Annotated in this window: 20 protein-coding genes and 3 tRNA genes; 19 read left to right on the top strand and 4 right to left on the bottom strand. The window is 41.3% G+C overall.

Annotation, left to right across the window (positions count from 1 at the left end):
* Positions 1–23 precede the first annotated feature (23 nt).
* The 9 genes from IMPJCBKJ_RS07935 to IMPJCBKJ_RS07895 all read left to right on the top strand — a co-directional run bounded on the left by IMPJCBKJ_RS07935 (position 24) and on the right by IMPJCBKJ_RS07895 (position 7,922).
* On the top strand, positions 24–1,739 hold the full coding sequence (locus IMPJCBKJ_RS07935; RefSeq protein WP_166339702.1) for a sulfotransferase: 1,716 nt from the start codon (positions 24–26) through the stop codon (positions 1,737–1,739).
* An 84-nt stretch (positions 1,740–1,823) separates the two neighbouring features.
* Positions 1,824–3,899, top strand: coding sequence for an ATP-dependent DNA helicase DinG (dinG, locus tag IMPJCBKJ_RS07930; RefSeq protein WP_166339700.1), 2,076 nt, complete (start codon positions 1,824–1,826; stop codon positions 3,897–3,899).
* On the top strand, positions 3,899–4,675 hold the full coding sequence (locus IMPJCBKJ_RS07925; protein ID WP_054553678.1) for a TSUP family transporter: 777 nt from the start codon (positions 3,899–3,901) through the stop codon (positions 4,673–4,675). The genes dinG and IMPJCBKJ_RS07925 overlap by 1 nt, the downstream gene beginning before the upstream one ends.
* Entirely contained in the window at positions 4,676–5,284 is a 609-nt protein-coding gene (locus tag IMPJCBKJ_RS07920; protein ID WP_054553679.1) for a primosomal replication protein, read from the top strand.
* Positions 5,281–6,174, top strand: a complete 894-nt coding sequence (locus IMPJCBKJ_RS07915; RefSeq protein ID WP_194442832.1) for a histone deacetylase — start codon at positions 5,281–5,283, stop codon at positions 6,172–6,174. The genes IMPJCBKJ_RS07920 and IMPJCBKJ_RS07915 overlap by 4 nt, the downstream gene beginning before the upstream one ends.
* Positions 6,175–6,220: 46 nt before the next feature.
* Positions 6,221–6,493, top strand: coding sequence for a late competence development ComFB family protein (locus IMPJCBKJ_RS07910; RefSeq protein WP_138602087.1), 273 nt, complete (start codon positions 6,221–6,223; stop codon positions 6,491–6,493).
* Positions 6,490–6,648: a YbaM family protein gene (locus IMPJCBKJ_RS07905; protein WP_082389283.1), complete on the top strand. Its 159-nt coding sequence runs from the start codon at positions 6,490–6,492 to the stop codon at positions 6,646–6,648. Before IMPJCBKJ_RS07910 ends, IMPJCBKJ_RS07905 begins: the two co-directional genes overlap by 4 nt.
* A 72-nt stretch (positions 6,649–6,720) precedes the next feature.
* On the top strand, positions 6,721–7,608 hold the full coding sequence (locus tag IMPJCBKJ_RS07900; RefSeq protein WP_054553682.1) for a DMT family transporter: 888 nt from the start codon (positions 6,721–6,723) through the stop codon (positions 7,606–7,608).
* A gap of 71 nt (positions 7,609–7,679) precedes the next feature.
* Positions 7,680–7,922, top strand: a complete 243-nt coding sequence (locus IMPJCBKJ_RS07895; protein WP_054553683.1) for a hypothetical protein — start codon at positions 7,680–7,682, stop codon at positions 7,920–7,922.
* 15 nt (positions 7,923–7,937) lie between these two features.
* On the opposite strand, the gene IMPJCBKJ_RS07890 is transcribed toward IMPJCBKJ_RS07895, so the two are convergent.
* Genes IMPJCBKJ_RS07890 through IMPJCBKJ_RS07875 form a run of 4 tightly spaced genes read right to left on the bottom strand, consistent with a single transcriptional unit; the run spans position 7,938 to position 12,899 of the window.
* Entirely contained in the window at positions 7,938–8,594 is a 657-nt protein-coding gene (locus IMPJCBKJ_RS07890) for a tRNA (adenine(22)-N(1))-methyltransferase TrmK (protein WP_138619516.1), read from the bottom strand.
* Positions 8,594–9,523 (bottom strand): class I SAM-dependent methyltransferase, encoded by a 930-nt coding sequence (locus IMPJCBKJ_RS07885; protein WP_166339748.1) that lies wholly within the window; start codon positions 9,521–9,523, stop codon positions 8,594–8,596. The genes IMPJCBKJ_RS07890 and IMPJCBKJ_RS07885 overlap by 1 nt, the downstream gene beginning before the upstream one ends.
* Positions 9,524–9,528: 5 nt before the next feature.
* Positions 9,529–11,523, bottom strand: a complete 1,995-nt coding sequence (gene uvrB / locus IMPJCBKJ_RS07880) for an excinuclease ABC subunit UvrB (RefSeq protein WP_054553686.1) — start codon at positions 11,521–11,523, stop codon at positions 9,529–9,531.
* Complete coding sequence (locus tag IMPJCBKJ_RS07875) at positions 11,520–12,899, bottom strand: MATE family efflux transporter (protein ID WP_054553687.1); 1,380 nt, start codon at positions 12,897–12,899, stop codon at positions 11,520–11,522. Before IMPJCBKJ_RS07875 ends, uvrB begins: the two co-directional genes overlap by 4 nt.
* Positions 12,900–13,963: 1,064 nt before the next feature.
* On the opposite strand from IMPJCBKJ_RS07875, the gene IMPJCBKJ_RS07870 reads away from it, so the two are divergent.
* The 10 genes from IMPJCBKJ_RS07870 (at position 13,964) to IMPJCBKJ_RS07825 (ending at position 23,128) form a co-directional block, all read left to right on the top strand.
* Positions 13,964–14,040 (top strand) — tRNA-Asn (locus tag IMPJCBKJ_RS07870).
* Between the two features lie 21 nt (positions 14,041–14,061).
* A tRNA-Asn gene (locus IMPJCBKJ_RS07865) sits at positions 14,062–14,138 on the top strand.
* Between the two features lie 19 nt (positions 14,139–14,157).
* Positions 14,158–14,234, top strand: a tRNA-Asn gene (locus tag IMPJCBKJ_RS07860).
* A gap of 185 nt (positions 14,235–14,419) precedes the next feature.
* Entirely contained in the window at positions 14,420–16,363 is a 1,944-nt protein-coding gene (locus IMPJCBKJ_RS07855) for a GGDEF domain-containing protein (RefSeq protein WP_166339696.1), read from the top strand.
* Positions 16,364–16,801: 438 nt separating this feature from the next.
* Positions 16,802–17,383, top strand: a complete 582-nt coding sequence (gene rsxA, locus IMPJCBKJ_RS07850; RefSeq protein WP_054553689.1) for an electron transport complex subunit RsxA — start codon at positions 16,802–16,804, stop codon at positions 17,381–17,383.
* 1 nt (position 17,384) lies between these two features.
* Entirely contained in the window at positions 17,385–17,939 is a 555-nt protein-coding gene (rsxB, locus tag IMPJCBKJ_RS07845; protein WP_054563643.1) for an electron transport complex subunit RsxB, read from the top strand.
* An 8-nt stretch (positions 17,940–17,947) separates the two neighbouring features.
* Positions 17,948–20,743, top strand: coding sequence for an electron transport complex subunit RsxC (gene rsxC, locus IMPJCBKJ_RS07840; RefSeq protein WP_166339694.1), 2,796 nt, complete (start codon positions 17,948–17,950; stop codon positions 20,741–20,743).
* On the top strand, positions 20,740–21,795 hold the full coding sequence (rsxD, locus tag IMPJCBKJ_RS07835) for an electron transport complex subunit RsxD (protein ID WP_166339692.1): 1,056 nt from the start codon (positions 20,740–20,742) through the stop codon (positions 21,793–21,795). Before rsxC ends, rsxD begins: the two co-directional genes overlap by 4 nt.
* Entirely contained in the window at positions 21,795–22,430 is a 636-nt protein-coding gene (rsxG, locus tag IMPJCBKJ_RS07830) for an electron transport complex subunit RsxG (protein ID WP_166339690.1), read from the top strand. Before rsxD ends, rsxG begins: the two co-directional genes overlap by 1 nt.
* Positions 22,430–23,128, top strand: a complete 699-nt coding sequence (locus IMPJCBKJ_RS07825) for an electron transport complex subunit E (protein WP_054553694.1) — start codon at positions 22,430–22,432, stop codon at positions 23,126–23,128. Before rsxG ends, IMPJCBKJ_RS07825 begins: the two co-directional genes overlap by 1 nt.
* Positions 23,129–23,137 lie beyond the last annotated feature (9 nt).

Below are 23,137 nucleotides of genomic sequence, written 5' to 3'. Positions count from 1 at the left end.
ACATAAAATTATAAGAGCCAATTATGAGCCCAATTGATGCGATTAATAACGCAAAGACACTCGTTGCTACTGAACCACATAAAGCTAAAGTTATGTTGTTAGAAGTACTCAATGAACATCCAGAATATCACGATGGCTGGGCTTTACTTGCTGATACTCACAAACGACTGCAAGAGCATGAACAACAGCATAGTGCACTCAAACAATATGAAATGATTTATTGGTTTAATAAACAATTAGACACTGCGAAGCAACAATTAACCAATCAAACCCCTCTGCAAGCACAGCAAACCATTCAGCAATTATTAAAATTAGTACCAAATGAATATAGAGCACTTGATACGCTGGCTGAGATCGCATTTAAAGTGGGTGATAGCAAAGCTTACTTTGCAATATCAAAACATAACCTTGAAAACAACGCACAAAAACAAACTGTTAAAGAAAGCTACTGTAAAGCCTTACTCAATACCAAGCAATTTGATGAGTTAATCTCTTTTTACCACTCGTCGATATCTTCACCGACATTATACATAGAGAGCTTATTAGCGATCGCTCATGTAAAACTAATGCAATTTGATGAAGCAACAGCCCTCTATAACAAGTTACTCGATGCAAATTATTACCCAGCCCAATGCCACCTTCGCCTTGGCAACATAGAAAAAATAAAAGGTAATACTGGGCTTGCTATTGATCATTACAAACAAGCACTACAACTAGATAGTAAACTAGGCGAAGCCTATTGGAATTTGGCAAATTTAAAGACATACGTTTTTGACAGCGAAAATATCAATAACCTCGAGCAGCTCACACAAACTGCTAAACCACACCTAAATAGTGCCCAATTCTATTTTGCGCTCGCAAAGGCATATGAACAACAAGGTAACTTCAGCTTATCATTTGCGATGTTAGAAAAAGCAAACAATATTCAAAAGTCACTAACTCCCTACAAGCCGAGTAATTTCACTTCTCGTTGTACGCAACATTTAACTCAAAAGCCAATGGCTCATAATGCATTGGATGAGTCGTTACAGCTGATTTTTATCGTCAGCTTACCCCGCAGTGGCTCTACCTTGGTTGAGCAAATTTTAGCAAGTCACCCTGATGTTGATGCAAGTTATGAATTAACAGAAATTAACGCAATTGCGCGAGAGCTTGAGAGTAAAAAACTCTCAGATGTACCTTATGGCCTTGATAATCTTTCAGAACAAGATAAGGCTCATTATGCCGCAAGGTATTTGAATTTTATTGCGCCATTACGTGGGGGAAATAAGATATTTATCGATAAACAACCCACAAACTTCCATCATATTGCATTGATAAAAACCCTATTCCCGAACGCTAAAATACTCGAAGTTACGCGAGATAAAGCCGCAACAGCATGGAGTTTATACAAACACTCTTTTTCAGAGGGCCACGCCTATAGCTACGATTTCACATCCCTTGCACAATACATAAATGATTATACAGACTTAATGTCACACTGGGACACGCTATATGCTGGCGAAATTTATACAGTCGATTATCAAAACCTAGTTAATGATTTTTCCAATACGGTGGCTGAATTACTACGTCATTGCAATTTAGAGATGCATGAAAACTGTATTAATTTTTATAATCACCAACGTCCAATAATGACGCCAAGTTCTGAACAAGTAAGGCAACCGATTTACAAAGATGCTCTGACTCAGTGGTCAAACTACAAGGTTCACCTCGAGCCCCTGTTAAAGCTATTAAAATAATAATCAACAAGTCGCTTGTAGTTGCCCAGTTAAATCTCTAAAATTCATTACTGTAATTATATACATACTTTAGGTTTTCTGGGCATGCTTTCTGACTCTTTAAAAAAAACAATTCGGCAAATTCATAAGCATGTTGCTGATAACCTCACCGATTACCGCCCTCGAAGCAGTCAAAACTATTTAGTTGCCGAGATAGCAAAAACATTGGCTGGCGAATATCACAAGAGCCAACGAATTTGTGTTATTGAAGCAGGCACCGGGACCGGTAAGTCGCTAGCGTATTGTCTAGGGGCATTGCCTTTAGCGATGGCCAAGAAAAAAAAATTAGTGATTTCGACGGCAACCGTTGCTCTACAAGAGCAGTTAATTAGTAAGGAGCTGCCTTTTTTTAAAGAGCACTCTGGCCTCGACATCAAGTTTGATTTAGTGAAAGGTCGACAGCGTTATATCTGTGCACAAAAACTGAGTGCCGCCGTTAATGGCGACAGTCAAACGCAAATGGAGTTTATGCCGACCCTATCATCGCCCCTTTCAGATATGGAAACCAAATGCTTAAAGCAACTTTATGATGCTTATTCAAAAAAGCAATGGCAAGGCGACCGCGATAGCTGGGCAGATACAATTCCTGATAAAGTGTGGAATTTAATTGCTTGTGATAAGCATTCATGCCAACGACAAATGCGCGCTCATCAGCTCTGCCCTTTTCATATGGCACGTCAGCGTCTTATGCAAATGGATGTGCTAGTGATCAACCATTCTCTATTACTGGCTGATCTTGATTTAGGTGGCGGTAAGATTCTACCAGAACCTGACGATACGATTTATGTTATCGATGAAGCACACCATTTAGCGCACATCACCCGCGACTTCTCTTCTGCCGCAGCAACCATTAAAGGCACCATAGACTGGCTCGACAAGCTGGTTAAATTTGCCGGCAAAATGGCCAATGTGCTCGTAGGTCAAAAAGCGATTGGGCAAAATTTTAAGCTCAGTGACAGTATCAATGATGCCGGTAAGAACTTAAAAGTAGTGCGTGATATTCTTGATAACGCAGACTTTAATTATAACAGTGATGACACCTATCGTTTTGAACATGGTGAAATCCCAGCATCTTTACATGCCAAAGCAAAAGATATTAGCGATGCCACCCTTGATGCCCTAAGAGCACTCAACAAGATGCACGATACCTTAGTGCAAGACGTAAGTGATGGCGATGTAAAACCTTATGTGGCCGATCCAATCTTGGCTGAAAGTGGTCAGTACATTAATCGTCTAGAGTTATTAAACAAGCTGTGGTTTAGTTACGCCACAAAAGGCGAAGGAATTCCCCATGCGCGCTGGATCAAACGCTTAGAATATAAGAACCATCACGACCATTTACTTAGTGATTGCCCTATTGAAGTTGGCTATTACCTTAAAGATAAATTATGGAATCAATGTGCAGGTGCCGTGCTTTGTTCAGCCACCTTAACTGCATTGGGTTCATTTGATCACTTTGCTTATGAATGCGGTCTTGCCAAAGAAGAAGGCGTAAAATACATAAAAGTCCCTTCTCCATTTGATTACCCTAAACAAGCGACGCTGCATATTCCTGCAAGTCATATTGAGCCAACCGATAAAGCGTTTAGTGATCACTTAGCTGAGCAATTGCCCAAATTCCTTGATGATAAAAAAGCAAATTTAGTGTTATTTGCCTCTTATTGGCAGATGGATCATGTTGTTAAAGCATTACGTAACAAAGGAATTGAGGTCTTAGTGCAAGGAGAAATGTCTCGTGAAGCCCTGCTTAAAAAGCATAAAGCCAATGTGGATTTAGGCCGTGCTAGCTATTTATTTGGCACTCAAAGTTTATCTGAGGGTCTTGATTTACCAGGTAAATACTTAGAAAACCTAGTAATTACAAAAATTCCATTTGCGGTACCTACCTCACCAATAGAAGAAGCGCAGGCCGAGTTTGTGCAAAGTAAAGGTGGCAACCCGTTTCTTTCGATAACCGTACCTGATGCGGCAAAGAAATTAGTACAAAGCTGTGGTAGACTGCTGCGCAAAGAAAATGATCAGGGTCGCATTACTATCCTTGATCGCCGACTAGTGACCAAGCGATATGGCAAAGCCATGCTCGATACCTTGCCACCTTTTAAAAGACAAATTGATTATTAATGTTTGAATTAGCTTTAGACCCAACAACCTGGGCACTATTATGTGCGGTTGCACTAGCAGCCGGCTTTATTGACGCAATTGCAGGCGGCGGTGGCATGTTAACGGTACCTGCACTATTAACCGCAGGTTTGCCGCCTCACCTCACATTAGGTACCAATAAACTTGCAGCAAGTTTTGGTTCATTGACAGCCAGCGTAACGTATTTTCGTAAAAAGTTGTTCAACCCACGGTTTTGGGCTGCGTCCATTTTAGCAACAGCCATTGGGGCGCTCGTAGGTACTTTAGTGGTAGATTACTTAAGTATTGAATTTTTAAATAAATTACTACCGGTGGTGATTATTTTAGTCGCTTGTTACAGCTTATTTGGCAGTTTAAGTACAACTGAGCATAACGAGTTACCAGAGCTTGATAGTAAAACTAAAGTTAAACAGTGGCTGCAAGGGCTTGGACTTGGGTTTTTTGATGGTTTAGCAGGCCCCGGCACTGGCACATTTTGGACCGCATCAAATAGCCTTTTATATAAAATGAGCTTATTGCTTAACTGTGGTCTTGCCCGCTCAATGAATTTTGTTTCAAACTTTATTTCATTGATCACTTTCGTTGCACTTGGCCATGTAAACTTTCTACTTGGTATCACAATGGGTTTTTTCTTGATGCTTGGAGCATGGTTAGGAGCACATTCTGCAATAAAGTTTGGTAGTAAAATGATCCGCCCAGTGTTTAACACTGTGGTTATAGTGTTAGCATTAAAGTTAATCTATGAGGCTTATTTATAAATGCAATCGACTGCTTTTGATAAACTACGTTCACAAATTGAAAGACTCAAACAATTAGCCACACAATTTGATAAGGGTAATTTATTTGCTAAAAATCGCTATATGCAAGCCCAGCCAAGTTTGTTTGATAAAGCCGTGTTTAGTACGAAAAGTATGATGCTGGCTGACTATGTAACCGAAATCGAAGATGAGCTTAACAGCCTGCCGCCAGCTGAGCATCGCCATGCTTATCAATATGCGCTTGAGCGTATTGCCATTCAAGTCGAAGCGGTATTCAATGTAATCAAATCAACCCCAGTATGGGCTAAAGAAAATAAATACAGCTTTAAGCCGAAAGCTAAGCCACAAGTTTATAAGCAAGCAGTAAAAAAAATCATGCAGTCATCCCATGAACTGTATGACGAACTAAAACAAACCCATGAGTTTGAACGCCGCTTAGTTTTGATGATCGAAGAGCGAAAACTTAAGCTCGACGCTGCAAATGCACAGCAAGCAACCGAAATTAATAAAGAAATATTAGCTTTACATGCAAGACTTGGCCGTTGTCGAAAGGCTATTTCAGCCACTGAAGACAAAATTCAGCAAGTCGAAAAGCAACAGCTGAGATAATGTTTTACTATCATCCAAATTATTCAGCGTTAACTTTACCCGAGCGTCACCGCTTTCCCATTGATAAATACCGCATGTTAAAACAGCTTGTTAGCAACTTTATTGATGAGCAGCATTTTATTACCCCACAACAAGCCACTAGAGCGCAGCTTGCTCTGTGCCATAACCCCGAGTATATCGACGCTTTTTTAACTGGTAGCCTTGATAGCAAAGCAATTAAAAAAATGGGCTTTCCTTGGTCTACTGAGTTGGTTGAGCGAACACTTTACTCTGTTGGCGCAAGTATTCAAGGCGCTGAGTTTGCTTTGCAACAGGGTGCTGCTTTTAACCTAAGTGGTGGTTATCATCATGCTTTTACGAGCTATGGTAGTGGTTTTTGTATTTTTAATGACTTAGCGATAGCCGCAGCACACTTAATTAATACCGAGCAAGCCGACACCGTATTAATTTTTGACTGTGACGTCCACCAAGGGGATGGCACAGCCGAAGTTACACAAGCACATCCCCAGATCATTAGCTGCTCAATTCATTGTCAGCAAAACTTCCCGCGTATTAAACAGCAATCAAACTACGATTTTGCGTTAGAGCATGGCACTACAGATGATGAATACCTAGAAACAGTCAAACAAGCTTTAGCCTTAACAATTAGACTCCACCAGCCAGATATCATTTTGTATAACGCCGGCGCAGACATCGCAACAGATGACGAATTAGGACACTTTCAAGTGAGTTTAGAAGGCGTGTATCAGCGTGACCATTTTGTATTAAACCAAGCCAAGGAAGCAAAAATCCCAGTGTTTTCAGCCATGGGCGGTGGCTACCAACGAAATGTAAGCCGTTTGGTTGAAGTTCATAGCCAGCTTTATAGGGCAGCTGTCGATTTATTTTAAAGCTTGGTATACACTAAAAGTGACTTTTAAATAAGGCTAACTTTGTATGAAATTGCATGACGACATTCATAATTACTATGAAAAATTGGTTGTCGAAGACATCTCAAAACGAAACTTAGAAGCGACCTATAGTGATGATGTTATGGCAGATTTATGCTGCACAGTATTAAATCAACTGCCTGCTCGTTACATTCGCTACGATGTCGATATGGAATTTTATTTACCGCAAAAAGAACGTATTAGAATGGAGCAACAAGTGCAAACAGCTATTGATGTAGCGATCAGCCAAGTCGCTAAGAAAAAGGAATTGCAAAAATGAGCAGTGAGTTAGAAGGTGCGCCTAACTATATTAAAATTGCTGTTGACCTTATTATGCTATTAGAGCAAAACGATGTCCCCGCCGAAGATGTATTAGCAGCTTTAGAAATCGTTAAGTCTGATTTCGAAAAGAAACTTCCAAAATCAACCGATTAATAGTCCGAAAATGGCGAGTATTAGAGCAGAAATTTGTTATGCTCAGGTTTTATAATTCAAGAATGTAAAACCATGTCATTGCCAAGTTTATTACGCTTATTCATCCTTGCTGCTATTTGGGGCGCTTCCTTCTTATTTATGCGCATGGCAGCGAATAGCTTAGGCCCTGCAGTATTAATTGAGTTAAGAGTTGGCTTTGCTGCAATTACACTGTTTATTTTTGCGATGTACTTACGAAAGCAACTCGCTTTCACGACCCACAAAAAGCATTTTTTCATTATTGGCGCACTTAATTCCGCCCTTCCCTTTTTATTGTTTGCCTATGCAGCGCAAACAATTAATGCCTCAACCTTATCCATATTAAATTCAACGACCCCTATTTGGGGTGCCATCGTTGGTATTGTATGGAGTAAAACGAAACCCACCAAAAGTATGTTACTTGGCTTGCTATTAGGTTTAACGGGCGTTGCCATTTTAGTAGGGCAAAATAGCCTGATTATCGACACGCAAGCAATCACAGCAATTGTAGCTGCATTGTGTGCCTCGCTCAGCTATGCCATTGCATCTCATTACACAAAACATGCACCTAAGTTATCTGCTTTTGATAATGCCCATGGCAGTATGTGGGCGGCAAGTATTATGGTTCTACCACTTATTTTTGTTATCCCTGCCAGAGAAATTCCAAGTAATGAGGTGATGCTTGGTGTGGTGGCACTCGGTGTGCTATGTACTGCGGTGGCATATATCCTGTTTTTCCGTTTGATTGATGACATTGGCCCAACCTCTGCGTTGACTGTTACCTTTTTAATTCCATTATTTGGCATTGTTTGGGGCAATTTAATTTTAGATGAGCAAATTGGACCTAATACCTTGGTTGGCGCATTGTGTGTTATCGCGGGTACCATGCTGGTCACCGGCTTTATTCGTATCAAGCCATTTTTAAAACGAAACACCTTGTAACAGAATCACCTTTGCAATTAAAAAATCAGGCTATAATCTATACATAATTTTTAAATAATAAGGAGAGTGCTATGTCAGGGACAACCATGGTGGTATTGATTGTCTTGATTTCTGTGGGTTCAGGTGTGATTTATGATATGTATAAAAAACATTTAGAGTTTAAATCTCGAACATTAAAAGACAGCAAAGAAGCGAACGAACATGTCGCTGCAGTAACAAAAGAGCTTGTAGAGCTAAAAGAGCGTGTGCAAACGCTCGAAGCCATCGTTACTGATTCAAGCTACAGCGTAAAACAAGAAATTAATAAACTCTAATTAAGTTAGCTCTTATTAAGTTAATAATGCACTGTATTGTTCAAGCACAGGCTGATAGTAATCGGCGTCTTGATTTAACATACGTTGGTAATGAGCACATAACTGCTTTAGATAAGCTTGGTGCTCTTTACTTGTTAGCTGCCACATTTGCTGGCCAACTCGAGTGATCGACTGCGAAGAAGACGCACTCATGGCAATAACTTCATAAAATCGTTTGTTTTCACACACCAACTGCTCAGATACGAGCCCCAATGGCAGTGTCTGCAAATAGCTGCGAACTTGATAACTGTGATGTACAGGGCAAACAATAAAGTCGATATGCGTATTTGGCTGTTGACTAACAATCTGCGCTAAAAATCGCACTAATAACTCACCTCCCACCCCCGCAATAATAACAAGGTGACGCTTTTTAGGATCTGGTGAAATCATTGCCACATCTTGGCAATGTACCTGCCAACGGCCGCGTTGCTCACTTGTGGCAAAACGTTCGAGTTTATCACTTAGTACCTGCATCAGCTCAGGCACAATATCAACGAAATGTATAAACTGGGCTTTATTTTGCTGTAATAGCTCAATCCCTAACAAACCGTGATCGCAGCAACAATCCCAGATTTCGTCATACCCAGAATCAACTACATCAACAATGGCTGAAAGTCGTTTACTCAGTGCCATTAGTTTGCTGTTTTATAGACTAACGCTTTTAAGCTGCGATCACTGTCAACCTCAATAAAGCCATCAGTAGGAGCTAGTCGCTCAACAAAACTAATTGCTCCTTGTGTATGATCGCTAATGAGATCTTTAAACGCCTGCTCAGATAGCTCAGGGCTATTTGCACACAGTAACAACTGGGTGTTTTCATTTAGCAGCTCAGGTAAACGACGTAGGATTTTTTGATAATCCTTGGTCAATATAAAACTGCCTTTTTGAAAACTCGGCGGGTCTACGATGATCAATTCATACGGTGCTGATTTTTTAAGCTTACCGAATGATTTTAGAATATCGTGCGGAAAATAACTAACACCTTGATCAAAACCATTTAGCTGATGATTTTGTTTACCTGTTCGCAGCACCCCTTTATTCATGTCCATATTAATAACTTGGTCTGCCCCCCCCTGCATTGCTGCAACAGAGAAGCCACACGTGTATGAAAATAAGTTGAGCACTTTTGCATTTTTACTATTAGCTTGAACAAACTCCCGGCCACGGCGCATATCAGGGAAAATCCCAGTATTTTGGCGACTCAATAAATCGACTTTAAACTTAATACCATTTTCACTGACATGGTGCTCTTGGGGTAATTCACCATGCATAAGCGCGTTGCGGGTGTTAATGCCGCTACGTTGTTGGTAAACCAATGCACCGACAAGCGCTGGCGCATTCTCTTGCGCCCATTGCCACAGGGCATCAGTTAATTGCGCAAGTACTTGTTCATCTATTTCTTGATATGAAACTAAAAAGAGTGCTGGCGGATAAAAGTCTAAGTTTATGTGGCTCAGCTCAGCGACTGAGTGACCACGGCCATGGAATACACGACATAATTCATTAGCAGCAAGTGGCGCCTCTGCTAAAGCATTTAAAATGGCAGAAAAATCGTTTGTCATCATCTTTAGTTAATTAACTGTTGTTGTAATTCGTGAATTTCATCACGCACAGACGCCGCTTTTTCAAACTCAAGATCGCTAGCATAAGCATGCATTTTCGCTTCAAGAGCTTTGATTTGGCTGGCAATATCTTTCGCGCTGAGCACTTGTTTAGACTCTTTACGCACTAACTTAAGGTTGTCTTTCGGGCTTGCTTCTTCGCCCACATCCATAATGTCGGTAATACTTTTAACCAGTGCTTGTGGCTCAATACCATGTTCAAGGTTATAAGCTTGTTGTTTTTCACGGCGGCGGTCTGTTTCATCAATGGCTTGTCGCATTGAATTAGTGATGCGGTCGCCATACAGAATTGCTTTACCATTTAAGTGACGCGCAGCACGCCCTATGGTTTGAATAAGTGAACGAGTCGAACGTAAGAAACCTTCTTTATCGGCATCAAGTATCGCCACCAGTGAAACTTCTGGCATGTCGAGACCTTCTCGCAATAAGTTAATGCCTACTAACACATCAAATACGCCAGCACGTAAATCACGAATAATTTCAACCCGTTCAACAGTGTCGATGTCTGAGTGCAAATAGCGTACTTTTACGTCATGGTCATTGAGATAGTCGGTTAAATCTTCTGCCATACGCTTAGTTAACGTGGTTACAAGCACCCGCTCATTCACTTCTACTCGTTTATAGATTTCTGAGAGTAAGTCATCAACCTGGGTGCCCACAGGGCGTACTTCAATTTCTGGATCAATAAGCCCGGTCGGACGAATGACCTGCTCTGCAACCTCCCCTGATGAGCGCTCAAGCTCAAAGTCACCAGGGGTTGCCGACACATAAATAGTTTGCGGCGCAATGGCTTCAAATTCTTCAAAGCGTAATGGGCGGTTATCTAACGCCGATGGCAAGCGAAAGCCATACTCAACAAGATTTTCTTTACGGCTTCTATCGCCTTTATACATAGCACCAATTTGCGACACAGTAACGTGTGATTCATCAATAATCATCAATGCATCATCAGGTAAGTAATCTAATAATGTCGGCGGTGGATCGCCCGGTGTTCTGCCAGATAAGTATCGCGAATAGTTTTCGATACCAGAGCAATAACCAAGCTCGGTCATCATTTCAATATCGTACTGGGTGCGCTGAGCAATACGTTGCTCTTCCACAAGTTTGTTGGCACTGAGTAACTGAGCTCGGCGGTCTTTAAGCTCATCTTTAATTTTATCAATGGCATCAAGAATTTTTTCACGGGGTGTTACATAGTGGGTTTTTGGATAAATAGTCGCACGTACAATATGCTTTTCAACTGCTCCTGTAAGCGGGTCAAAAATACTTAAGCGCTCAATTTCATCGTCAAACATCTCCACACGCACAGCGTAAGTATCCGATTCAGCAGGAAATATATCGACCACTTCGCCACGTACGCGATAAGTACCGCGGCTAAATTCAATATCATTGCGTGTATATTGCAATTCAGCAAGCCGACGCAGCATATCGCGCTGATCGACGGTTTCACCTACTTTTAGTAAAAGCATCATCTTCATGTATGAGTCAGGGTCGCCCAAACCATAAATAGCAGACACCGAAGCCACAATAATGGTATCACGTCGTTCAAGCAGCGCTTTGGTGGCACTTAAACGCATTTGTTCAATGTGCTCATTAATAGACGCGTCTTTTTCAATAAAGGTATCGCTGGCAACAACGTAGGCTTCTGGCTGGTAATAATCATAATAAGATACAAAATACTCAACCGCATTATGAGGGAAAAACTCTTTCATTTCACCGTAAAGCTGTGCAGCGAGTGTTTTGTTGTGTGCCATAATAATGGTTGGCCGATTCAAATCATTAATGATATTGGCCATGGTGAAGGTTTTACCGGTTCCTGTAGCCCCTAATAATGTTTGATGTGCAAGCCCAGCCTCTAGGCCATCTTTTAACTGTGCAATGGCCGTTGGTTGGTCACCACTTGGCTGAAACTTAGAAACTAGTTGGAAATGGTCGCTCATGAATGACACTCCTTCATATATGACTCACTTAACCCATCAACTTCTTTGATAAACCATTTATAGGCAACCATTGCAGTAAATAAGTTACCAATCGCGGCACCAATAAATAAACCAGTTAAACCTGCAATTTCGCTGCCTATATAAGCAAAAGGTACATAAAAAACAAACAGACGTACCACACTTAAAATCAGGGCATTCATTGGTTTATGCAAGGCATTAAATGAAGAGTTAGATAAAATAATCACCCCCTGCAGGCCATAACTCAGTGGTAAGATATAAATGAATAACTTAATCACATCCATTACCGCTTGCTCTTTACCAAATACATCCGCGATAAAGCCAGAGGTTAACAGCAGTAAAATATAAATAGCGAACTGCCAAATCATCACGAATTTCAAGGTTTTTGAGTAAGCTTCTTTAACACGTTCAAACTTACCTGCCCCAAAGTTTTGACTTACAAATGGTGGTAAGGTCATTGATAAAGCAAGCACCACAAGGCTTGCGATAGATTCAATGCGACTGCCTACACCAAACGCTGCAACCGCCTCAGGGCCATGCTTAGCTACTAATGCCGTCATGACCGCCATCGCTATTGGCGTCAACATATTTGCGCCTGCCGCCGGTAAACCTATTTTAAGAATTTTACGAACTGAACTAACTGCTGTTTGCTGACCAGCATGCAGGCTCAACAAACCGTTCTTAATTGCCAGAATATATAAAATAATAATTACTGCAACCGCCCAAGCAATAACACTCGCAATAGCAGCCCCTTGTATACCTAAAGCTGGAATTGGCCCAAAACCAAAAATTAGTACCGGATCTAAAATAGCATTTATCAGCCCCGCTCCACCCATAACAATACTTGGCGTTTTGGTGTCGCCGCTGGCTCTAAGCACTGAATTGCCAACCATAGGGGTAATTAAAAATACACTGCCGATGAACCACACGCTCATGTAGTCATGAATAAGTGGCAAGACTTGCTCACCTGCGCCTAATAATTTAAAGATAGGCTCAATATACAAATAACCTAAGGCAGAAAGGCAAAACACCATTACAACCGACACCAATAATGACATACTGGCATCAAAACGAGCTTCATCTAAATTATCACTTCCGAGTGCTTTAGCAATAACTGCGGAGGTACCTATCCCTAAGCCGATTGCTAAACTAATTACAGTAAAGGTAACTGGAAAAGTAAAACTTACTGCGGCTAATGGCTCAGTGCCTAACAAACTGATGAAGAAGGTATCGACTAAATTAAACATCATAAGAGTGATCATTCCGAAAATCATAGGAATGGTCATTTTTTTTAAGGTCGGCAGAATTGGGGAGTTTAAAAGATCAGGTTTAGTTTTGCTCTGCGGTTTCACGCTCATAAGAATTCTTGGCCTCTTTATATGAGCCTATAAGTTTAAAGCATCCTTCACTTGCAAGCTATGCTTTATTCGCAGAATCAAAATCGATGTACAAAACTATAACTTTTGACGCTTTGACATAAAAATAACCACTAACCCTTATAAAAAACAATATAAAAACAAATTTAATAGCTTTATTACAATTAAACGGCACTATTCGCTGTTTTTTTACACAATAAATAGCATCATTTCATCGTCACGAATAAATTTACTTATCAATTCAGCATCGCTTCAGATAAAAACACTAACACATTGATTTAAAATGAATTAAAAAAACTTAATTAAACACTTGAAATTGCTGGAGCGCCCTAAAATCCTAGTACTATAGCTGTTCTTAAAGTTTAATAAACAGAGTTATCCACAGAAACCGTGGATAACTCTCTAGAAGCCGCAAATATAAAGGCTTTGAAGACTAGCTTGAAACTGATAAAACGAATAATAGTGAAGTATCCCGTTTTGACCCTTTTGTAAGCTTCTAGAAAAGAATGTGTAAAAAATGCTCTCCCCTTAATGGAAAGCCAGCATGAAACATAAAACACGACAACACACTATTCAGTAACTAACTGATATGTATACCTAAAAATAAATTTAGTCATCCTCGACAAACAATGATGTCGATGTGCTTCATAAAAAAAGATGGAATATTCGCCATCTGTAGTAAAAAAATACAAGAAAAAAATAACACCTAAGGATGGCCTAATAAAAACTCTTAGGTTTGATTTTCTCAATCACAAGAAATTATTGCATAAGTGATGATTTCCTCACTTTAATAGAGAATATCTGAGCAAAGAATGGTTTTTTATATTTTCAATTTGGTACTACTGCTCAAAAAGAATGCAAAAAAGTCATCTTTTCGACATAGCTAGTCTTCTAAAAAACAAAAAACGCTGCGCTTTTCAGCTACATTTTGCTCAGATCGAACATAAAAACATCGAATAAGCTTCTTTTTTGAATTTATGAAGTTTTTATGTTGACACTTTGCAATGCTGTCATTAATATTTCGCCCCGTTGAAAGGCATGACGCTTCCCCCTTAGCTCAGTTGGTTAGAGCGACGGACTGTTAATCCGCAGGTCCCCCGTTCGAGTCGGGGAGGGGGAGCCAAGTTTTTCAATCATAAACGATTCCCCCTTAGCTCAGTTGGTTAGAGCGACGGACTGTTAATCCGCAGGTCCCCCGTTCGAGTCGGGGAGGGGGAGCCAAGTTTATGAATATGATTGTTCCCCCTTAGCTCAGTTGGTTAGAGCGACGGACTGTTAATCCGCAGGTCCCCCGTTCGAGTCGGGGAGGGGGAGCCAACTCTACGAATATATTAAATTTTATCTCTTTTTTGCCTCACCGATTGTATTAGACTTTCCAGCGCTTATACACTACTCTAGTGTAAGTTATTTATATGCTTTGATATAAAATAGAATTCACTATTATTGAACCGATCAATCAAGGAATTGATTCCTTCCTTTTAGGCTTTTAAAAGATAAGAAACATGGCTGGTTTTAAAAAACTCATATTCGTACAACTTATTTCTTGGCTACTATTCGCATTATTAGGCGGATATTTTATTGCAATTAGTTTTGACAGTGCAGTAAGTGATGCCCAGCAAAAAGCACAGCGTGTAGTTAATGCCTATATAAACTCACAAACTATTGAACAGCTGGCACCAGAGAAACTTAGGCAAGCACTTTCTGATGGCAGTACTTTTTCTAAATTTGTAATCCGCGATCAAACTGGCAAAGTTGTTACAATGATAGAGTCTAGTCAGCCCCTCCCCTTGTTTGCTGAATTAGTTAATAATTCATTTAACTCTATCCGGCCTCAATTTGCAGTGAACAAGACATCTGACATAAAAATTGAATTTACGATCAATGCTCATAACCTAGCAACTCTGCTGCAACAAGCGATGTTTATTGTCATTTTGATATCTGGATTGATTGCATTATTACCAATTATTTATATGAACAGTATGTTCCGTCGCTTAAACAGAAAAATAAGCACAACAGTTGCTGATATTGTCGATATATACATAAATCAGAATCAAGTAAGCGACGATATTGAACAAGCTATGGACACTTCAAGATTAAAGAAGCTAAGCAAAGATTTAATTCCTTCGTTCAATCGTCTGTCACACTTTTTACAAACTAAACACGATGATATTCAAAATAATGCGCTAAGTATTAAAAAAGAAGCCTATAAAGATGTAGTCACTAACCTTGGCAATCGTAATATGTTTGTAGAGTATTACGAAAAAAATATTGAGAATGCAGAAAAAAGCACCTTTGGTTCACTTGCTATGGTGCGTTGTAGTGAGCTACAAACAATAAACCAAACACGTGGTTACCAAAAAGGTGATGAATACGTAAAAGGTGTGGCCGATATTATTAAACATATTAGCGGCACCTATACAGGCAGTCAGGTTTTTCGTTTAAATAGTTCTGATTTTGCTGTGGTACTGCCTAATACCCCACTTAAAGAAGCTGAACGCTTTGGCGATAACTTACAATCGCGTTTTACTCAGTATCAGCAAAACCAAGAATTAAGCTCAGTTGCTAACACAGGTATAGTTGGCTACGAAAAAGGTAAGCCGCTTGGTGAGTTATTATCAATTGTTGATAATGCAATGAGCATGGCGCAATCAAAACAAGCAAATGCATGGCATGTACAGCGTGAAACTGATTTAGTTAATAACGCCAGCGCAGGTTTTGGTAACCAAAACTGGCGTAAAGTCATTACCGAAGTGATCGAATCGAAACGTGTGCACTTGGTTATGCAGAACATTATGCCAATAGGTAAAAGTGTTAAAGCCTATGCTGAGATCCAAGTTCGTTTCAAAACTGCAGAAAACCAAATGCTGCCAACGGCCTCTTTTCTTGCAATGGCAGAAAAGCTAGAAATGGCAATGGAAATTGACCGTTTAATTATCGATACCACTTTAGAGAAGGTTAAAACGCGTAATTTCTCTGAAAAATTCTTTGGTATTAATGTTACTGCATCAAGCGCTCACAATGATCAATTTGTGATCTGGTTAGAGCGCCGATTACTTAAAGACAGCAATATCGCCTCTAAGCTTATATTTGAAGTCAGCGAGTTTGGATTACAACAAAACATTAAAGCAAGTAAACGCTTTATCGATATGGTACACCGCGTGGGTGCACGTATTACCGTAGAGCGTTTTGGTGTGGGTTTAACGTCATTTAAATTCTTTAGAGACTTAAAACCAGACTTTATCAAAATGGACGCAAGCTACACCCGCGGCCTTGAAGAAGATAAAAACAACCAATACTTTATGCGTTTAATGGTTGATCTTGCTCATCGTATTGGTGTGAGTGTATTTGCTGAAGGCGTCGAAAGCCAAGAAGAAAAACACATCATCGAAACACTGTGTTTAGATGGTGTGCAAGGCTATTACATCGAAAAGCCAAAAGATATCTAACCCCTCTTTAAGGCCCAAAAAACCTTACTATTTTTGGGCCTATTCCAGCTATACCCAAGCCACCTCAAGATGCAGAATTCAGCGTTTCACAGGTGCTTAATATCAAGGCGTTACTTTGCAGGAATGGCAGTCCCTTTTAAGAAGTAACAACGATGAGAGTAAGTGCCTGTGAAACGCCCAAAGGGTTGGTTTAAAAGCGATTTATACTGCGTTATTGATTTTAACAATAGAACCACTATTATTTGCAATCAATGCCTTGCCTAAATCGCTTTTAATTCCAACTGAAACTCGCATCTTGATGTGGTTTGGGTATATTAACTTTGCTTTAACACTTTAATCGTAAACAGCTTTGTTAATTTTAGCTATTCGTCCCTCATGTGTTGTATCGGCCCCCATAAAAAAGGATAATAGAGCCGTTTTTATTCTCGTGAGGCACGCATGACAGAGTATGTCTTGTTATTGATTGGCACTGTGCTAGTCAACAACTTCGTTTTAGTTCAATTCTTAGGTTTATGCCCGTTTATGGGTGTATCGGGTAAGTTAGATACCGCGATTGGTATGTCTTTAGCCACAACCTTTGTACTTACACTTGCCTCCGTGACCAGTTATCTGGTGAATCATTATATTTTGATCCCGCTGGATATCGAATTTTTGCGTACCATGAGCTTTATTTTGGTTATCGCTGTTGTCGTGCAATTTACCGAAATGGTGGTGAGAAAAACCAGCCCGACACTTTATCGCTTATTAGGGATTTTCTTACCGCTTATTACCACTAACTGTGCTGTTTTAGGTGTTGCCCTACTTAATATCAAAGAAGACCACTCATTCTTACAATCGGCCGTGTATGGCTTTGGTGCCGCAGTGGGTTTCTCTATGGTGTTAATACTGTTTGCCGCATTACGTGAGCGTTTAGCTGCGGCTGATGTCCCTGCTCCTTTTAAGGGTGCTTCAATTGCGATGATCACCGCAGGCCTTATGTCGATGGCCTTTATGGGTTTTACAGGATTAGTGAAGTTTTAATATGACCTTGTTTTATGCTTTGATAGCGTTAGGTTCATTAGCGCTAATATTTGGTTTAATTTTAGGTTTTGCCGCCGTGCGTTTTCGCGTTGAGAGTAACCCTATTGTTGACCAAATTGATACCATTTTACCGCAAACACAGTGTGGCCAATGTGGCTACCCTGGCTGTCGTCCCTATGCAGAAGCAATTGCCAATGGTGACGAAATCAATAAGTGCCCGCCAGGCGGCGAAGCCACGGTAAAAAAACTCGCTGATTTAATGGGTGTAGAAGCAAAACCGCTGGCAGGCGGTGAGCAAGCAGATCCTGTTAAAACCGTTGCCTATATTCGTGAAGATGAATGTATTGGCTGTACCAAATGTATTCAAGCCTGCCCTGTTGATGCCATCGTTGGCGCAACTCGCCAAATGCACACTGTATTAATCGATGAATGTACCGGTTGTGACTTATGTGTTGAACCATGCCCTGTAGACTGTATTGATATGCTGCCTGTAAAAGAAACCAAACAAACCTGGAAATGGCAATTAAACGCGATCCCTGTGACTCAGGTAGATTAGGAGCACAGATGGAAAAGTTAATAGATCAAATTAAACAAGGCAAAGTGTGGTCTATACCTGGGGGCATTCACCCACCGGGTCAAAAGCTGCAATCAACAACACAAGCCATTGCAAGACTGCCACTACCAGACAAGCTCGTTGTATCTCTAAAACAACACATTGGTGCTAACGGCAAACTAATTGTTGAAAAAGGCCAGCAGGTTCTAAAAGGCCAAGCATTAACTAAACCCAGCGGCAATTGGTCAGTGCCTGTGCACGCGCCAACATCAGGGTTGATCAGCGATATTTGCCCAATGCCCTCTGCTCACCCGTCGGCGTTGCCTGAACTTAGCGTTATTATTGAACCTGATGGTGAAGATAACTGGTGCGAGCTTAACCCTGTACCTGATGCTAAAGCACTTTCCCATGATGAGCTTGTCGATATTATTCATCAAAGTGGTATTGCAGGTATGGGCGGCGCTGGCTTCCCAACTTATGTAAAAGCAGATACCCGTAAAGCCATTGAGCTTTTAATTGTTAATGCTGTTGAGTGTGAGCCTTATATCACTGCTGATGACATGCTAATGCGCGAACATGCCGATGGCATAATTGCCGGTATTGAATTAATGCAGCAGCTGTTAAGTCCACAGCTGACAATTATTGGTATTGAAGATAATAAGCCCGATGCTATTGCTGCCATGAAACTCGCAGCACAGCATAATGACAGCATCATAGTGCAAACAGTACCAACGGTTTACCCTTCTGGCGGTGAAAAACAGCTAATTAAACTGCTAACGGGCAAAGAAGTCCCAAGTGGTAGTATTCCTGCCGATATTGGTATGTTGGTGCAAAATGTCGGTACTTTGTTTGCGGTAAATCAAGCCGTACATGAAGGTAAGCCTCTTATAGAGCGTGTAGTAACGGTAACCGGTAACACCATTCATAAACAAGGTAATGTGTGGGCTTTACTAGGCACTGAAATTAAACATTTATTAGACTGCCAAGGCTTTTCTCCGGTTCCACAGCAACGTGTGGTTATGGGCGGTCCAATGATGGGCTTTACCCTGCCAACCGTGCGTATTGGTGTCGTTAAAACGACAAACTGTATTTTAGCGCCAGATCACCAAGAACTTGCTGAGCCGGGTGATGAAAAAGCCTGTATTCGTTGTAGTGCCTGTGCTGACGCCTGCCCTGCATCATTGTTACCTCAGCAATTGCAATGGTTTGCCAAGTCTAAAGAATACGACAAACTCAACGAGCACAATTTATTTGATTGTATTGAATGTGGCGCCTGTGCTTATGTTTGCCCAAGCGAAATACCCTTGGTGCAGTACTATCGTGTTGCTAAAGCTGAAATCAAAGAGCAGCAAGCAGAGCAAATCAAAGCAGAGCGAGCAAAAGAGCGTTTTGAAGCACGTAAAGAGCGCTTAGAGCGCGAACAAGAAGAGCGTCAAAACCGCCACAAACGCAAGCCGGCTGCTAAGTCAGATGGCGAAAAACAAAAAGTGGCCGATGCACTCGCCCGAGTTAAAGCTAAATCTGATGATAAAGACAGTAAGTCAGCTGTCGCTGCAGCTATTGCCCGTGCGAAAGCGAAAAAGCAAGGTGCAGAGATTGAGCCTGATAACTCTGAAGTGGCTAAAGAACGTGCAGCACGTAAAGAACAAGCACGTAAATACAAAGAGCAAAAAGCACTAGAGCAAGGTGAAGAAGGCGTCGATAAAGACGATAAAAAGTCTGCTGTTGCTGCCGCTATTGCCCGCGCTAAAGCGAAAAAAGCCGCACAAGCTACAAAAGAAAACGCTTCTGCTGAAACTGACTCTGCGCCAAAAGATGACAAAAAAGCTGCTGTTGCAGCTGCTATCGCTCGTGCTAAAGCGAAAAAAGCAGCGCAAGCTACAGAAGAAAACGCTTCTGCTGAAACTGACGCTGCGCCAAAAGATGACAAAAAAGCTGCTGTTGCAGCTGCTATCGCTCGTGCTAAAGCGAAAAAAGCAGCGCAAGCTACTGAGAATCAAACTGAGGCTGAAGAAGATAGCGCGCCAGTTGATGACAAAAAAGCTGCTGTTGCCGCTGCTATCGCTCGTGCTAAAGCGAAAAAAGCCGCGCAAGCTGCTGAAAATCAAACTGAAGCTGAAGAAGATAGCGCACCAGTTGATGACAAAAAAGCAGCTGTTGCCGCTGCTATCGCCCGTGCTAAAGCGAAAAAAGCAGCACAAGCTGCTGAGAATCAAACTGAAGCTGAAGAAGATAGCGCACCAGTTGATGACAAAAAAGCCGCTGTTGCAGCCGCTATCGCCCGTGCTAAAGCCAAAAAAGCCGCTAAAGAGCAAGCACAGAGTGACGATTCTTCAGAGCAAATAAATGATTCAAATGATGAGGCAGATGCTAAGCCGCAGTCTGATGCTCCTGAATCAAGCGAAGATAAGAAAAAAGCCGCCGTTGCTGCCGCTATCGCCCGTGCTAAAGCCAAAAAAGCCGCTAAAGAGCAAGCACAGAGTGACAATTCTTCAGAGCAAATAAATGATTTAAATGATGAGACTGATGCCAAGCCACAAGCTGACGCTCCTGAATCTAACGAAGATAAGAAAAAAGCCGCTGTTGCAGCCGCTATCGCCAGTGCCAAAGCGAAAAAAGCCGCTAAAGAGCAAGCGCAGAGTGACGATTCTTCACAGCAAAAAAATGATTCAAGTGCTGAGGCAGAGGCCAAGCCGCAATCTGATGAAACTGAGTCTAGCGAAGATAAGAAAAAAGCAGCGGTCGCTCGTGCCATTGCAAGAGCTAAAGCGAAAAAGTTACAACAAGAAGGAAACGATAAGTCATGAAACTAACCATGGCGAGTTCGCCGCATAATCATAGCCATAAATCATTAAGCCGATTAATGATGACAGTGATTGCTGCGTGTATTCCAGGCTTAATCGCGCAAGTTTTCTTCTTTGGTAGCGCTGTGTTAATTCAGCTTGTTCTCGCGCTGATTACTGTTAGTGCCTGTGAAGCTGCTGTATTACTGCTTCGAAAACGCAAAGTTTGGCCAACACTCAGTGATGGCAGTGCGTGGTTAACAGGCGTATTACTGGCGTTGAGTATTCCGCCTTTAGCGCCTTGGTGGATCATCGTAATTGGCTGTCTCTTTGCCATTGTTATTGTAAAACAGCTTTATGGTGGCCTTGGCTTTAACTTATTTAACCCTGCTATGGCAGCTTATGTATTACTACTTGTATCGTTTCCGGTGCAAATGACCAGCTGGTTACCTGTGAGTGATTTACTTGCATCTCCGATAAGCTTCTCACAGCAACTGTCTGTTATTTTCAATGGTTTTACCAGCGCTGGATTTAGTGTCGATCAATTACGTGTAGCAATTGATGGCACAACCATGGCAACACCACTTGATACCGTTAAAACAGATGTCGCCCATCACTTAACGGTGGCTGAGAGTATGAGTAAGCCTCTTTTTAATGACTGGTTTGGTCTTGGCTGGGGCTGGGTTAACCTCGGCTTTTTAGTGGGTGGTCTTTATTTATTAAAAGCTAACATCATTAATTGGCATATCCCTGTTAGCTTTTTAGCCTCATTGGCCGTGTGCAGTGGTATTGGTTACATTGCAGCTCCTGGCACAGAGCCGGGCGTGGTATTTCACTTATTCAGTGGTGCGACCATGTTAGGGGCATTCTTTATTGCTACCGATCCTGTTTCTGCATCAACAACGAATAGAGGCCGTTTAATTTACGGTGCGTTAATTGGTCTACTTGTTTACTTAATTCGTACTTTCGGTGGTTATCCTGATGCAGTGGCATTTAGTGTATTGCTGTTAAATATGGCGGTGCCTTTAATTGATTACTACACGCAACCACGTACTTACGGCCATGGGATGAAATAATGATCCTTTCCTCAATGACTAAAAACGGCGCTATTCTTACAGCATTTGCGCTCATTACCACAGGCACTGTAGCCCTGACTCATAGCCTGACTGCTGAGCGTATTGAAGAGCAAGAAAAGCAACAACTTGCAGAGCAGCTGCAACAAGTACTTGATGCCCATCATTATGACAATCAACTATACAAAGATTGTGTCGTGATCACCGATGAGCGCTTAGGGCCACGCCCAGAGCAAGTTATTTATCGTGCCTACAAAGACAATAAGCCTTACGCTTTAGTAATGCGCCATGTAACACCAAGTGGTTATAGCGGCGACATCAACTTATTAACAGCGGTTTTTGCTAATGGTGAAATAGCGGGTGTTCGTGTCACTAAGCACGAAGAAACACCGGGCCTTGGCGATAAAGTTGAGGTCAAAAAATCAGACTGGATCACCCTTTTCAAAGGCCAAAGTGTACTTTCTGACGATGACAGCCGCTGGGCTGTTAAAAAAGATGGTGGCCAATTTGATCAATTTACAGGTGCAACCATTACACCGCGTGCGGTTGTCGGCTCAGTTAAACAAGCTGTGCTGTTTGCCCAAGCTGAATTTGATAACTTGTTTGCTGCACCAAACATCTGTCAAGGAGCCAAGTAATGAGCCAAGTTAAAACTTTATTTAAAGATGGTATGTGGGCTAATAACCCTGCCCTTGTGCAGTTATTAGGCTTATGCCCGCTACTTGCTGTTACTTCTACGATTACCAATGCATTAGGCCTAGGTTTAGCAACTTTATTAGTACTGGTTGGCTCAAACGTTACTGTTTCAATTGTGCGTAACTGGGTGCCTAAAGATATTCGTATTCCTGTTTTTGTGATGATCATCGCAGGCTTTGTAACCATCGTGCAGCTAATGATGAATGCCTATACATTTGGGCTTTATCAATCATTGGGGATTTTTATTCCACTTATTGTTACCAACTGTGCCATTATCGGTCGTGCAGAAGCATTCGCCTCTAAAAATACGGTGCCACTTTCAGCCTTTGACGGCCTGATGATGGGACTTGGCTTTATGTTAGTTTTAGTGGTGCTAGGGGCAATGCGAGAGCTTATTGGTCAAGGTACGCTATTTGATGGCGCCGATTTATTATTAGGGCCATGGGCTGCTGCACTTCGAATTGAAGTATTCAGTTTTGATAACCAATTTTTATTAGCAATTTTACCACCGGGTGCCTTTTTAGGGCTTGGTTTATTGATTGCTGCAAAAAATGTCATTGATACACAAATAAAATCTAAGCAAGTTGTTACTCCAGAAGCAGAAAAAGGCCCTAGAGCCCGAGTAACAAGTTTAACTTAAAGGAGAGCA

The organism is Pseudoalteromonas sp. MB47 (assembly GCF_011319765.1).
Taxonomy (GTDB): Bacteria; Pseudomonadota; Gammaproteobacteria; order Enterobacterales; family Alteromonadaceae; genus Pseudoalteromonas; species Pseudoalteromonas simplex.
This window is presented reverse-complemented; position numbering and strand designations above follow the sequence as displayed.

Bases quoted from the DNA above. Each gene is read 5' to 3' on its own strand.
- rsxG (WP_166339690.1), top strand. From the start codon at position 21,795: ATGATCCTTTCCTCAATGACTAAAAACGGCGCTATTCTTACAGCATTT.
- IMPJCBKJ_RS07855 (WP_166339696.1), top strand. From the start codon at position 14,420: ATGGCTGGTTTTAAAAAACTCATATTCGTACAACTTATTTCTTGGCTA.
- IMPJCBKJ_RS07905 (WP_082389283.1), top strand. From the start codon at position 6,490: ATGAGCAGTGAGTTAGAAGGTGCGCCTAACTATATTAAAATTGCTGTT.
- IMPJCBKJ_RS07895 (WP_054553683.1), top strand. From the start codon at position 7,680: ATGTCAGGGACAACCATGGTGGTATTGATTGTCTTGATTTCTGTGGGT.
- dinG (WP_166339700.1), top strand. From the start codon at position 1,824: ATGCTTTCTGACTCTTTAAAAAAAACAATTCGGCAAATTCATAAGCAT.
- IMPJCBKJ_RS07890 (WP_138619516.1), bottom strand. From the start codon at position 8,594: ATGGCACTGAGTAAACGACTTTCAGCCATTGTTGATGTAGTTGATTCT.
- IMPJCBKJ_RS07825 (WP_054553694.1), top strand. From the start codon at position 22,430: ATGAGCCAAGTTAAAACTTTATTTAAAGATGGTATGTGGGCTAATAAC.
- rsxA (WP_054553689.1), top strand. From the start codon at position 16,802: ATGACAGAGTATGTCTTGTTATTGATTGGCACTGTGCTAGTCAACAAC.
- IMPJCBKJ_RS07920 (WP_054553679.1), top strand. From the start codon at position 4,676: ATGCAATCGACTGCTTTTGATAAACTACGTTCACAAATTGAAAGACTC.
- IMPJCBKJ_RS07900 (WP_054553682.1), top strand. From the start codon at position 6,721: ATGTCATTGCCAAGTTTATTACGCTTATTCATCCTTGCTGCTATTTGG.
- IMPJCBKJ_RS07925 (WP_054553678.1), top strand. From the start codon at position 3,899: ATGTTTGAATTAGCTTTAGACCCAACAACCTGGGCACTATTATGTGCG.
- IMPJCBKJ_RS07875 (WP_054553687.1), bottom strand. From the start codon at position 12,899: ATGAGCGTGAAACCGCAGAGCAAAACTAAACCTGATCTTTTAAACTCC.
- IMPJCBKJ_RS07910 (WP_138602087.1), top strand. From the start codon at position 6,221: ATGAAATTGCATGACGACATTCATAATTACTATGAAAAATTGGTTGTC.
- rsxB (WP_054563643.1), top strand. From the start codon at position 17,385: ATGACCTTGTTTTATGCTTTGATAGCGTTAGGTTCATTAGCGCTAATA.
- rsxC (WP_166339694.1), top strand. From the start codon at position 17,948: ATGGAAAAGTTAATAGATCAAATTAAACAAGGCAAAGTGTGGTCTATA.
- IMPJCBKJ_RS07935 (WP_166339702.1), top strand. From the start codon at position 24: ATGAGCCCAATTGATGCGATTAATAACGCAAAGACACTCGTTGCTACT.
- rsxD (WP_166339692.1), top strand. From the start codon at position 20,740: ATGAAACTAACCATGGCGAGTTCGCCGCATAATCATAGCCATAAATCA.
- uvrB (WP_054553686.1), bottom strand. From the start codon at position 11,523: ATGAGCGACCATTTCCAACTAGTTTCTAAGTTTCAGCCAAGTGGTGAC.
- IMPJCBKJ_RS07885 (WP_166339748.1), bottom strand. From the start codon at position 9,523: ATGACAAACGATTTTTCTGCCATTTTAAATGCTTTAGCAGAGGCGCCA.